Origin of the sequence: Acinetobacter sp. YH12023, assembly GCF_013420135.1 — a bacterium.
GTDB classification, from domain to species: domain Bacteria; phylum Pseudomonadota; class Gammaproteobacteria; order Pseudomonadales; family Moraxellaceae; genus Acinetobacter; species Acinetobacter amyesii.
Window position 1 is genome coordinate 1 of sequence record NZ_VOYU01000020.1, and the last position, 12,968, is coordinate 12,968.

General features: G+C 38.3%; 8 protein-coding genes and 2 pseudogenes. 4 read left to right on the forward strand and 6 right to left on the reverse strand.

What is annotated here, in order from left to right:
* Positions 1-256: 256 nt before the first annotated feature.
* Together FTT92_RS15725 and FTT92_RS15730 are read right to left on the reverse strand one after the other, a co-directional pair.
* Positions 257-963, reverse strand: a pseudogene (locus tag FTT92_RS15725) (IS1 family transposase).
* 90 nt (positions 964-1,053) lie between these two features.
* A complete protein-coding gene (locus tag FTT92_RS15730) occupies positions 1,054-1,896 on the reverse strand; it encodes a carbapenem-hydrolyzing class D beta-lactamase OXA-58 (protein WP_002002480.1) in 843 nt (280 codons plus the stop codon).
* 80 nt (positions 1,897-1,976) lie between these two features.
* On the opposite strand from FTT92_RS15730, the pseudogene FTT92_RS15735 reads away from it, so the two are divergent.
* A pseudogene (locus FTT92_RS15735) lies at positions 1,977-2,345 on the forward strand (IS1-like element ISAba3 family transposase); the annotation flags it as partial.
* A gap of 134 nt (positions 2,346-2,479) precedes the next feature.
* Here FTT92_RS15735 and FTT92_RS15740 read toward each other — a convergent pair.
* Positions 2,480-3,805, reverse strand: a complete 1,326-nt coding sequence (locus FTT92_RS15740) for an ISNCY family transposase (RefSeq protein ID WP_180025629.1) — start codon at positions 3,803-3,805, stop codon at positions 2,480-2,482.
* Positions 3,806-4,101: 296 nt separating this feature from the next.
* On the opposite strand from FTT92_RS15740, the gene adeR reads away from it, so the two are divergent.
* Together adeR and adeS are read left to right on the forward strand one after the other, a co-directional pair.
* Positions 4,102-4,830 (forward strand): efflux system response regulator transcription factor AdeR, encoded by a 729-nt coding sequence (gene adeR / locus FTT92_RS15745; protein ID WP_032073130.1) that lies wholly within the window; start codon positions 4,102-4,104, stop codon positions 4,828-4,830.
* Positions 4,820-5,926: a two-component sensor histidine kinase AdeS gene (adeS, locus tag FTT92_RS15750; protein ID WP_032073131.1), complete on the forward strand. Its 1,107-nt coding sequence runs from the start codon at positions 4,820-4,822 to the stop codon at positions 5,924-5,926. Before adeR ends, adeS begins: the two co-directional genes overlap by 11 nt.
* Positions 5,927-6,029: 103 nt before the next feature.
* Here the strand turns inward: adeS and FTT92_RS15755 are convergent, their stop codons facing one another.
* The 3 genes from FTT92_RS15755 to FTT92_RS15765 all read right to left on the reverse strand — a co-directional run bounded on the left by FTT92_RS15755 (position 6,030) and on the right by FTT92_RS15765 (position 11,922).
* Complete coding sequence (locus FTT92_RS15755; protein WP_032073148.1) at positions 6,030-7,544, reverse strand: MFS transporter; 1,515 nt, start codon at positions 7,542-7,544, stop codon at positions 6,030-6,032.
* A gap of 113 nt (positions 7,545-7,657) precedes the next feature.
* Positions 7,658-10,762 (reverse strand): multidrug efflux RND transporter permease subunit, encoded by a 3,105-nt coding sequence (locus FTT92_RS15760; protein ID WP_270915313.1) that lies wholly within the window; start codon positions 10,760-10,762, stop codon positions 7,658-7,660.
* Positions 10,759-11,922 (reverse strand): efflux RND transporter periplasmic adaptor subunit, encoded by a 1,164-nt coding sequence (locus tag FTT92_RS15765; protein ID WP_032073150.1) that lies wholly within the window; start codon positions 11,920-11,922, stop codon positions 10,759-10,761. Before FTT92_RS15765 ends, FTT92_RS15760 begins: the two co-directional genes overlap by 4 nt.
* A gap of 426 nt (positions 11,923-12,348) precedes the next feature.
* Between FTT92_RS15765 and FTT92_RS15770 the strand changes: the two genes are divergently transcribed.
* Positions 12,349-12,945, forward strand: coding sequence for a LysE family translocator (locus FTT92_RS15770; RefSeq protein ID WP_074163998.1), 597 nt, complete (start codon positions 12,349-12,351; stop codon positions 12,943-12,945).
* Positions 12,946-12,968: the final 23 nt, after the last annotated feature.

Here is a 12,968-nt window from a genome sequence, read left to right on the forward strand (position 1 = left end):
AAAATCATTTGAATGATTTCTTCTTGGTCTACGTGCCATAAAATACTCCATATATTGATGTTTATAACATCATTTGAGGAGCAAAATATCACTTATAGGAGTTGTTCAAATTTACGGATCCATCTCTCTAATGAAGAAATTCTAAAATTAACATAATACACCTTATACAAAATGCCCTTGTAAGCCCTTAATCAAGGGCATTTTTAGTCTCTACTTAACATAAAATTTTGGTGGTGCTTCAAAAAGTATGCTGCCTTTAAATGAAGCCATTATTGATGTAAAAGAAAAGAAGGCTAAATCAAAAGCTTTAAAATGGTTTTCAAGCTTTTTTGAAAAATTACAGCTTCTTCTGAAGCTACGCCTAATTCTATGCCTTATTTTGCAATTATTGCCTTCAATACCTACAGTAAAAAATTTACCAATACTTTGCTTACCATTTTTAAAAGCAGTGATGAAACTGTCCCAATGATCACTTGCAATTCGGGTGTAGTGAATATCTAATTGTTTAAGCTTTGTCTTCAATTGTTAGACTGTAGCTAAATCTCGTTTACCCCAAACATAAGCAACAATTTCACCTGTTTCTCGATGATAGGCGTAAATAAGCCATTGTTTATTCTTTTTATTTCCAACAAAATTCCAGAACTCATCTACTTCGAGAGATTCATAATGACTTTGCTGAGGCTGAATTTCATAGGTTGATTCAGTTAAAGTACGTAAAACTTTACCGATACTGATGCGCTCAACTTCAGCAATATCTCGTATACCGCTGCCTCTGACCATCAACTGTAATATTTTACGAGTAATACCTGACTTACATCCTAGATAGCTCAGTGCATGATCACCAATAAACTGACGTTTACAGTCTTTGCACTGATAGTTTTGTTTCCCATCTACTTTGATACCATTTTTCTTTATACTATCACTGAGGCAGGTTGGACATTTGATTGCTAGAGTTATTTGCATTTCTCTATTTTATCAAAATCCAATCGGCTTTTTCTTCAGCATACTTTTTGAAACACTACCAAAAATAGATTAACCTCAAACTTCTAATTCTTATAAATAATGAAAAACACCCAACTTATCTAGCACATCTAAAGACAATTGTTTACGTAGAGCAATATCATCACCAGCTTTCATTTGCATATTTAAAGCAAATGCCACCACTTGCCCATCTGCCTTTTCAACAAAACCCACATACCAACCCACTTGCGGGTCTACAGCCATTCCCCAGCCACTTTTAGCATATAGACGATTCTCCCCTCTGCGCTCTACATACAACATCTCTTTCACTTGTTGCTGAACTTCAGGTTTAAAAGGCAATTGCCCTTGGGCTAAATCATACACAAACTTTACTTCTTGTATAGGTGTAATTGTCAAAGGCCCTTTCAACCAAAATTGATCAACTTCCGTGCCTATTTGCATATTGCCATAACCAATACGTTGCAATTCACTTTGCATTAAGCTTGGACCAATACGACGTGCCAATTCTTGATATACAGGCACTGTAGATGCTTGCATGGCTTCGCCCAAAGTAAAATCTTTGTCCCATGCTTTAAAAAAACGTGGCTTTCCATCCCACTTAAATATTTCTGTAGATGTTGCTTTATGATTTTCTAAACCAATTAGTGCATTGGCAATTTTAAATGTAGATGCAGGAATATAAGCTGTTTTTGCTCGGTCTAAATGCGTGCCATATTTTTTAATATTTTGACCATCATATGTGACAAACACAGCATCAGCTGAGATTTCATTAAAAAGCGCTTGAACATTCTGATCGATGATTGAGTTATTCACTTGTGGAATTGTACTTGTTTTTGCTCGACTCATACTATGCTCAGCACAAGCCCCAATACTTATGCTTAAGCAAACTAAACTCAATATTTTTAATAATTTCATGATATACAACTTTAAAATTTGGTAGTGTTTCAAAAAGTATGCTGAAGAAAAAGCCGATTGGATTTTGATAAAATAGAGAAATGCAAATAACTCTAGCAATCAAATGTCCAACCTGCCTCAGTGATAGTATAAAGAAAAATGGTATCAAAGTAGATGGGAAACAAAACTATCAGTGCAAAGACTGTAAACGTCAGTTTATTGGTGATCATGCACTGAGCTATCTAGGATGTAAGTCAGGTATTACTCGTAAAATATTACAGTTGATGGTCAGAGGCAGCGGTATACGAGATATTGCTGAAGTTGAGCGCATCAGTATCGGTAAAGTTTTACGTACTTTAACTGAATCAACCTATGAAATTCAGCCTCAGCAAAGTCATTATGAATCTCTCGAAGTAGATGAGTTCTGGAATTTTGTTGGAAATAAAAAGAATAAACAATGGCTTATTTTTGTTCAAAAGTCATATTTTACCTCGGAGAAACCGGACATTTTTATTGGTGAGAATATAGACACTTTAAATGGGTTCTAACACTCTCTGTTATTCCTAAGTAGAAATGTCCTACCTAATAACCAAATAGAAATGTCCTATATGGACAATTCCAAGTCAAGCACAGGATTCAGATTTCGTTCTTTGATTACTGTCTTCTGTGCACGTCTGCTTGGCATAGATTGAGAACGATTACGTTTGTTTTGCTGTTCCAATTCTTCATGCTGTTGTTGAATATGATTGAGAACTGCACCTAAACGTTTATTCTCAACAATCTCTCGCTGGTTAAGCTGACTTAATTTATCGAAGATGCTGTAATTGATTTTTCTTCCCTGATATTCAATCGCGACTGTACCATCCGGGTATTCCAGGAACTCAAGATACTTACCGATCAACCTTTGATTTTCTTCGGTGTTTTCCAGGAGATATACGCATTTATCATAAGTAATCGTCAGGCTATTCGTGACTCTGCGGGGTTCACGCCAAGTAAAAATATCATCTAATTCTTCGGCTGTTTCAGTGATAGGCCGATGTAGATCCTTAGGATTAAAAGCCATCTTGGCGAACTTCTGATTGAACTGCTCAATGAAGCAGGGTAGCCAGGCATTAGCTTGCTCAATCGAGCTGATACCTTCCAGACGCATCTCCTTGATCAGACGGTCCTGAAGGGTTCTGTTGGCACGTTCCACACGGCCTTTGGCCTGTGGTGAATTGGCGAAGATGATATCGATATTCAGGGTACTGAGTACGCGTCCAAACTGGGTAATCTTGGTGTCTTTCTTGCTGCTTTGATTCACCCTGAAGACTGAATGTTTGTCGCTGTAAAATGCCAACGGCTTACCATGCTGCTCAACATACAAGCGTGTTGAAATCATATAATCAAAGGCTGATTCTGATTCACAGAAGCGTAAATGCTGCAATTTTCCTGTAGCATCATCGATAAACACCAGCAGACAGCATTTAGCAGCGCGTCCTTCAAACCAGTCATGATATGAGCCATCAATTTGGATCAGTTCACCAAAGCAATCCCGGTTGTAACGAGGCTGATACGGGCGTTTCAGGCGCTTGGATCGAGGAATCCATAAGTCAGCTGCAATCATCCAGGAACGCAGGGTTTCTACTGAAAGATCGAATCCATGTACGGTGGTGAGCTTTTCATGCGCTAAAGTGGGTCCGAAACCATGGAGTTGGTCAGAAACAATATTGAGGCACTTGAGTCTGAGTTCTTCAGGAAGTTTGGAATTGCTGATTTGGCCACGACCGGCATGGGCTAATGCAGCGGGACCTTGAGCTTTGTATTTCTGCAGTAAGCGTCTGATCTGACGTTCTGAAATATGAAGTAGCTGAGCAGCCTGGGATTGAGTTATGCGTTGATCGCAGATTTCCTGCACGACCGACAATCGTTTAAGTTCTTTATCCGACATAGACACCAACATATCAAACCGTCCGCTAACGAAATTGCAAAAGTGCATATTCTAAAAGCGGACATTTTTACTTTGGAGAAACCGGACATTTCTATTTTGGAGTTACACTCTCGTTTCGTATAACAGCCATTATGTTAAATGAATGATAATTGACATTTTGTTCATTAATACTGATATGCAACGAATTTTATTATATGTCACCCCTCAATTACAAATATAAATGACTGCTCGTCTAATCATCTCCATTACACAATTAAATGTTAAAATGCATAGCTACTTCATCTAAGATAAAATATATGTATCCAAATCTACAGCACAGCTTCGAAAACAGCGTCATTCTCGTTGTAGAAGATGATTATGATATTGGTGACATTCTTGAAAAATACATAAAAAATGAAAACATGCAGGTCATCCGTGCATTGGATGGACAACAAGCTTTAGAGTGCCTAAAAGCCAACTCTATCGACCTGATTCTCCTTGATATTAAATTACCCAAACTAAATGGCTGGGAAATTCTACAAATCATCCGTCAAACAAGTCATTTACCTGTCATTATGCTGACTGCCTTAGATGATCAAGTGAATAAGATCATGGGGCTAAAAATGGGTGCTGATGACTTTATTATTAAGCCATTTAACCCAAACGAAGTGATTGCACGAATACAAGCCGTACTTAGACGAAGTACAAGCCAAAATATGGAAATAACTAATATTATTCGTTATAGAAATATTGAAATTAATCCAGATCATCATCAAGTTTACATTTCAAATGGTCAAAGAAATCAGTTGCTCAACCTTACGTTAACTGAGTATAAGATACTGTTTTTGATGGCAAAAACACCGAATAAAGTCTTTACACGTAATGAATTGATCCAAAACTGTATGCCTGAAAGTGATGCTTTAGATCGCACTGTAGATAGCCATATCAGCAAATTACGCAAAAAACTTGAAGAAAATGATGTAAATGGCTTATTAATCAATGTCCGTGGCGTGGGGTATCGCTTAGATCAAAATCATGAAATTTAACTTTTTTAAAAATTCTGTTGGAATTAACTTCCAGTTTATTATCATGATGAGCCTATTCAATTTAGGCATTACGCTGTTATCTTTCATGATTGGCTATTTTGTTTATAGCTGGGCGATAAAAATAGGTTTTCTAAATACACAAGTTATTAATTCAAATGAATTTTCAGTTACCTCCGTTGACTTTATCTGGCTGTTTTTAGTGCTATTAACAGGCTTTTTTCTTTCTACTATCCTCGCCTTTAAATATGGAAAACGCTATACACAGCCAATTAGTGATTTAGCAGATGTTATTCAACAAATTCAACAAGGCAATTTAGCACTCAGAATTAAACAGCCACATCATGATATTCCACATGAAATCAAGTCTCTTATTGAGAACTTCAATGAAATGGCAAACCAACTTGAAGTATCAGTTAAGAATTCAACTGTTTGGAATGCTGCAATTGCACATGAATTACGAACACCTGTGACAATATTACAAGGTCGCTTGCAAGGTATTGTCGATGGTATATTTATTGCCGATAAAGCTTTACACCTAAGCTTATTGAACCAAGTCGAAGGCTTATCTTACCTTGTGGAAGATTTACGGACACTGACACTTATTGAAAATAAACAATTACGATTAGAACTAGAAAAGACCAATTTAAAAAATAGTATTGAAAAATGTCTGCAGATGTTTAATGAACGGTTTCATGTTAAAGGTTTAACTATTGTTTTAAATTTGACGGATAAATTGGTTTGCGTTGATATAAGAAGGATGGAACAGGTCTTTATTGCATTGTTCTCTAACTTTCTAAGATATTCGAATGCTGGAAAAATAAATATTACATCTGTAACCACAGCAGAACATTGGGTATTGACGTTTGAAGATGAAGGTCCTGGTATTGATGAATCGCATCTTAAACACCTGTTCAAACCCTTCTATCGACTGGAAGACTCTAGATCATGTCTAGATGGCGGTACTGGATTAGGCTTGGCAGTGATTGATGCAATTATTGAAGCACACCAAGGTCATATTTATTATTCTAAATCCAAAAACTTAGGTGGCAGCTGTTTTACTATTCAACTAAATCGTAAGACATCAACTCATTTATAATGTGTTAAGTTCAGATTAATACGGCTTAATTTAAACCATAAATTTAAGATAAATTGATGTCTGAACTTAACCATTCTGTTTGATGATCCTCAAATAAATTTCATCACAATGAATTCTCATCTCGATATTTAGCTAGCATAAAAAATACCACAATGGAGAGTATCCCGATGATAATCCCTGCTGTTAATAATAAATTAACATGAGCTGAACTGAAGGCAATTTTACCTGCGTTAATCAATGCTGTACCTTGTTCAACGGGTAACTGGCTCGCCACTAAATAGGTATCACCAATCGAAAGTCTGGCTTTTTCTGCTAAAACAGCAGTTAAATCTGACGGCACTTGAAGATGACTGCCAAATATATAGGCCATGAAAACACCAAATAAAGTAATACCTAGTCCTGTACCCAGTTCATAACCTGTACTTTCAAGTGAACCTGCCGCACCGCCCTTTTCTGCAGGTACTGAGCCCATGATCGCAATGGATGAAGCTGTTAAACCAATACTCAGTGTTAATCCAATCGAAGCTAAAATAAAGGGAACGATGATTCCCGGATGATGAAAATCTGAATAACTCAAACTGACCAACGCAATTGCTGCCAATATTAATGACATGGTCGCAACCAGACGGAGTCCAAATTTATTGGATAAAAAACCAGCAATAGGCCCGCCAATAGCGGCCGCAACCATAATCGGAACCATAAAAAGACCGGCTTGCAGCGGTGTTAAACGAATGACATATTGCAGCTCCATTGCCAAAGTTAACTCAACCCCTGCCAAAGCGCCTGCAGCAACCATTGCCATAATAATGCCGGCTAAAATAGCAGGACGTGAAAATAGCGAAAGATCTAGCATCGGCTGAGGAGAATTCAGCTGTTTGCGTACAAATATGGTTAATAAGCCGATAGATAAAACGACCAAAGGCAAGACAATCAACAACGACTGTTTACCGCCTAAGCCTGCTTTTAGTGCATATACAAACGAAATCAAACCGACAATCAGCAATAGCGCTTGACCAAATGCCCAATGTCCAGGGGTTATAGCTTCTTTTCGGGACAATAAGAAATAGCACATTGGTGCGACAACCAGCATGATTGGGACGTTAATCAGGAAAACTGAACCCCACCAGAAATATTCTAACAATCCCCCACCAATGAGCGGTCCAATGGCGGCACCGGCTGATCCGATTGTGCCCCAAATACCCAGCGCAATGGCACGTTCGCGACTGTCTTCGAAGGTTCTGCGAATAATACCCAATACACAGGGCATAATCATGGCACCGCCTAATGCTAATAAAGCACGTGCGGCAATCAGCATAGAAGCCGTTTGGGAAAATGCCGCAAGGACTGAGGCAATTCCAAATATAACCAAGCCAATCAGCAGAATCTTACGATTGCCGACACGATCAGCCAAAGTTCCCATCGGAACTAAAAGTCCAGCCATAAGTAATGGATAAATATCAATAATCCATAAGACTTGGTTACTTGTGGCACTCAGCGATTGGGTTAATGAGGGAACCGCAACATGCAGTACAGTCATATCAATCACAATCGGCAGAAATGCAAGCACGACAGCGAGCAATATCCACCAGCGTTTCGGATCAAGATTGGTAGCTTTCATGATTAAACCTATATTGATGGTTTATTAAATCAATTCTGAAATAAAGATGTAAATGAAAGATTTGTTGTGGGCTAAACTCGTTAACCCACAGCTTTTATTCTCAGTTTTGATGCTTAATGTGCCGCTTTACGTTTCGAGAATTTCTCAACCATGCTCATGACGACAATAAAGAAAATCGGTACAAAAATAACAGCTAGAATTGTTGCGCTGATCATGCCGCCAAAGACGCCTGTACCAATCGCTTTTTGAGTTTCAGAACTAGCGCCACTGGCAATGACTAAAGGAATAACGCCACAGGTAAATGCCAAAGATGTCATTAGGATTGGACGTAAGCGCAATTTAGCGGCTGCAACGGTTGCCTCCACTAAACCCATTCCTTCTTCTCTTAGTGCTTTTGCAAACTCAACAATCAAAATAGCATTCTTTGCAGATAGACCAATAATCGTGATCATGCCGACCTTAAAGAAAATATCATTTGGCATACCACGTAACATTACTGCTAAAAAGGCGCCAATCAACCCTAGAGGGACAACTAGCATCACAGAGAATGGAATTGACCAGCTTTCATAAAGCGCTGCCAAGACAAGGAAAACGACTAACATCGACAACAGTAATAAAAACAAGGTTTGTGATTCCGACTGTTTTTCTTCTAGAGAAATCCCAGTCCACTCATAACCCACACCTTTCGGAAGTTGTTCAATCAAATTTTCCATCTCAGTCATGGCTTGTCCTGAAGATATACCTGCTGCTGGACTGCCAGAAATACTCAATGATGGACGACCGTTGTAACGATTGTATTGTTGTGGGGAATGTTGCCAAATTGGAGTAATTATTTCAGACATTGAAACCAATTTACCGCTTTGACTGTTCACCTTAATCTGAAGAATATCTTCAATACTCATGCGTGATTTGGCATCAAGTTGCACAATGACTTGCTGCATACGGTCATGATTTGGAAAATCATTGATATACATCGAACCCATTGAGGTTGAAATAATATCGGTCACATCACTGAAATTAACACCTAATGCCTGCAATTTATCTCTATCAATTTTAAGCTGTACAGAACTGCCATCTGGCAAACCTTCAGGATAGACCTCCGCCACGATTTTACTTTGTGCTGCTAATGCTAAAAGCTGATCTTGTGCTTCTCTTAAAGCAGGCATGCCAATATTGCCACGATCTAATAATCTCAGTGAAAAACCAGATGAGTTACCCAATTCATCAATTGCTGGTGGTAACACAGACATGGTTTGACCTTCTGAACTTTCAGCCATCGCTATATTGGCATTATTCACGACTTCTTGTGCCGTAATAGTACGCTCTTCGAATGGCAATAGATTGGTAAAATACATCGCTGTATTCTGACCAGATCCACTAAAACCAAAACCTAAGACCGCCATATTGTCTTTAATCCCCGTTTCTTGGTCTAAATAATTTTGAAACTCAGCAACGACTTTACGGGTACGTTCTTGAGTTGCATCCGCAGGAAGTTGAATCGAAGTCATAAACCACCCCTGATCTTCTTCTGGCATAAACGCAGTCGGAACGTGTTTAAAACTAAAAATCAGCACAATGACAATGCCTAAGAAACATAACATTGCGAGGGTTTTATGTTTAATTACTTTAAATAAACTGCGTTCATAGCGATTGTTCAGCTTCTCAAAACTGCGATCAAACGATGCAAAAACACCCTTTTTCTGATGGTCTTGATCAATCGGTTTTAACATCGTTGCACATAACGCAGGGGTTAATGTCAGTGCAAGGAAAGCTGAGAATAAAATTGAAACCGACATGGTAATGGTGAACTGACGATAGATAATCCCCACTGAGCCTGACGCCAATGCCATCGGCAAGAATACAGCGGCTAACACTAAGGTGATGCCAATAATCGGATTGGTAATTTCCTTCATGGCTTTAGATGTGGCTTCAACTGGAGATAAGCCTTCTGTCGCCATAATGCGTTCAACATTCTCAATGACCACAATCGCATCATCGACAATAATCCCGATCGCAAGCACCATACCGAACATGGTCAGCACATTAATCGAAAAACCAGCAAGCAGCATGACTGAGAATGTGCCAAGCAATGCAATCGGTGCAACAATCGCCGGAATTAAGGTGTATCGAACATTGTGTAAAAAGATAAACATGACAATAAAAACTAATGCCATAGCTTCAAGCAATGTCATGATTACTTTTTCAATCGAGATTTTTACAAAAGGTGCAGTGTCGTAAGGTATAGAGAATTTCATACCATCAGGCAGTGCTGAACCTAACTGTTCAATTTTCGCTTTAACACCTTCTGCAGTCTTGACAGCGTTGGCACCAGGACTCATTTGTATCGCCACAGCTGTAGAGGCTTTGCCATTTTCTAAAATCGCAAAGTTATACATCTGTGCCCCGATTTCGACACGAGCGACATCCGACAGTCGAACATTGGCGCCATTTTGTTGAGCACGTAAACTAATTTTCTTGAATTGCTCTACAGTTTCTAATTGACCTTGAGCAGTTAAAGGAATAGTAATTTGTTGCCCCGTCAAAGCAGGAACATCACCAATACGACCTGGTGATATCGGCAAGTTTTGGTTTTGGATGGCTGTATTCACATCTTGAATACTCAATCCATAAGAAACCAAACGATCTGGATCGACCCAAATCCGCATGGCTTTTTCAGCACCAAAATTTTGGACTTTACCAACACCGTCAACCCGCTTTAATTCTTCAATCACATAGCGAGTCATATAGTCACTGACATCAATTTCACTATATTTGCCATTCGGTGAACTTAAGCCCACCATCATTAAAAAACCAGACGACGCAGCATCGACCATCAGCCCTTGTTGTCGCACTGTTTGAGGTAAGCGTGACTCAATGGCTTTAATTTTGTTTTGCACATCAATTTGTGCAAGTTCTACATCTGTACCTGGTTTAAATGTTGCGGTGATTGTTGCTGTTCCAGAACTATCTGAACTTGAACTGTAATAAAGTAAGTTTTTGACACCTGACATTTCCCGCTCAATCAAGGTCACAACACTATCATTCAATGTTTTTGGCGTAGCACCTGGATAGATTGCCGTAATACTAATCTGTGGTGGCGCAACACTTGGGAATCGTGCAATAGGTAACTTGGGGATGCTTAGTACACCCAACAGAATAATAAATAAAGCAATCACCCATGCAAAAATAGGACGCCTAATGAAAAATTGGGACATTATTGCTGTCCTCCATTTTCCTTAATATTTGTAGGTTGCCACTGCTTAATTTTTAATTTTTGCTCAGGCTGTATACGATCAGCCCCTTCAACAATGACTTTCTCACCTGCTTGTAACCCTTGTTTGATCACATAGTTATTTTGATAACGTTGACCAAGCTGAACAGGCTTGCTTTGCGCTAAACCTTTTTGATTAACAATCGTAACATTGGCTTTACCACTAATATCATGTTGAATCGCTTGTTCTGGAACTAGGAGCGCATTTTCAACTTGAGCTCGGCTCATATTGACTCGAACATACATGCCTGGCAAAAGTTTTTGATTTTCATTATTGGCTAAAATACGGATTGTGACATCACCCGTATCAGGATCAACTTTAGTATCCGAAAATAGGATTTCACCTGTAACGTTATAAGGTTTACCCTGACTATTTAGGATTTCAACCGTATGTTTGGTATTTGACACGTCACCTTGCTGTAAAGCTTCCTGTAGTTTTTCATAATCACTAATTGATTGCTTTACATCAACATAGACTTTATTAATCTGTTGTATTACGGCCATTGCATTAGTATCACCTTGACCAACTAATGCACCCTCAGTCACTAAGATTTCACCAATCGTTCCCGAGATAGGGGCTGTAACAGTCGCATATTTAAGATTAAGTTGTTGTCTGCTTAACATGGCTTGCATTTGCGCCACATCGGCTTTTGCTTTTTGATAATCTGCTTCGGTATTGTTGTATTCCTGCTGACTAACCGCATTTACTTTTACTAATTCAGTGTAGCGTTTTAACAGCACCTGCAAACGTGTCACCTCAGCTTGTGCACGGTTTAAAGTGGCTTGATTGCTTTTTACATCTGCCTGAAATATTTCAGAATTCAATTTAAAAAGCGGTTGACCTGCTTGCACATAAGAGCCTTGCTTAAAAAGTACTTTATCAACAATTCCACCTACTTGCGGGCGAATTTCAGCAATACGGTAAGCGACAACACGGCCTGGAAGATTTTCAATTAAATTCATGGAATGCGGTAATACCGTGATGGTACTGACAACCGCTGGTGGCATTTCTGTTGGGGACTGTTCAGCATCTTTGGCTTGTGTACAGCCGATTAAAAGTACAGTTGTAATAAGTATTGAACCTATTAAATGATAATGTGTTGACATGCTTTTTCAGAGGGGGGGTTTTAGATACTACTATTTTGAAATAGCAGTGTTTATGAATTGCTGATGTTGTGTGGAGATTGTGTGGAGATTGTGTGGAGAGATTAAAAGATTTATTTTTTAATGACACGCTTAAACAGCGTGGCTTGTAAATTAGTATAAATAATTTTGTTGTTCTACAATTTTGATCGTATCTTAGTTTTTTCTCATAGTTCATGAACTTTAAAATTCTAAACCAAGACTAATATTTATATAAGCAATTGAAAATACAATACATAGTTTCTTTATACACTTATGAAGTGAACTTTAGGTGAACATAAGTTAAATAGAAATTTTTAATTAGTTCAGCACAAACGTACAATCTTTAAGGCCTATAACTCGATACCGTTCTCTCTTTGATGTTTATTGCTATCTAATTGAGTGAACTCTGTGGAAATATTTCTTTATACATTAAGCGTTATGTATAGCCCAGGCCCTGTAAATTTTATGGGGCTAAATTCTGGCCTTACAGGTCAATTAAAAAAGACTATAGGATTTTACCTAGGCATTGGTTTCGCCATGTTGATCTTATTCGTATTGTTTGGCTATATAGGTGAAGCTGTTATTCCACATGGATTGATTCATTATATTGCTTTAGCGGGTGCAATTTATACATTCTACTTGGCTATAAAAATGATTAGGGCGAATGTAGAAACAACTCAACAGCAAGAAAGCCATCTAACATTCTTAAATGGCTTATTTATTCAGTTATTAAATCCAAAAGCCATTCTCGTCATTCTACCTGTTACGACAATTATGTACCCTGCAGCCAAAATCACAGGAATCATGATCTTGATAGTTTCTTTACTGATTTCACTTGGTGCTGTTGGCGCACCATTCACCTATGCTCTGGTTGGAAAAGTATTAGGCAACAAAATTGCTAATCCTATCTGGTTTAATCGGCTAAATAAGCTGATGGGTATACTCTTGATTTTATCAGGGCTTTTTATGTTCAAAGATTTTCTTAATGGAATAAATCTGCTGTAGGACAAATTAGCCGTTCAAATCGA

Coding starts and splice junctions, on each gene's coding strand:
- FTT92_RS15730 (WP_002002480.1), bottom strand. CDS start 1,896: ATGAAATTATTAAAAATATTGAGTTTAGTTTGCTTAAGCATAAGTATT.
- FTT92_RS15740 (WP_180025629.1), bottom strand. CDS start 3,805: ATGTCGGATAAAGAACTTAAACGATTGTCGGTCGTGCAGGAAATCTGC.
- adeR (WP_032073130.1), top strand. CDS start 4,102: ATGTATCCAAATCTACAGCACAGCTTCGAAAACAGCGTCATTCTCGTT.
- adeS (WP_032073131.1), top strand. CDS start 4,820: ATGAAATTTAACTTTTTTAAAAATTCTGTTGGAATTAACTTCCAGTTT.
- FTT92_RS15755 (WP_032073148.1), bottom strand. CDS start 7,544: ATGAAAGCTACCAATCTTGATCCGAAACGCTGGTGGATATTGCTCGCT.
- FTT92_RS15765 (WP_032073150.1), bottom strand. CDS start 11,922: ATGTCAACACATTATCATTTAATAGGTTCAATACTTATTACAACTGTA.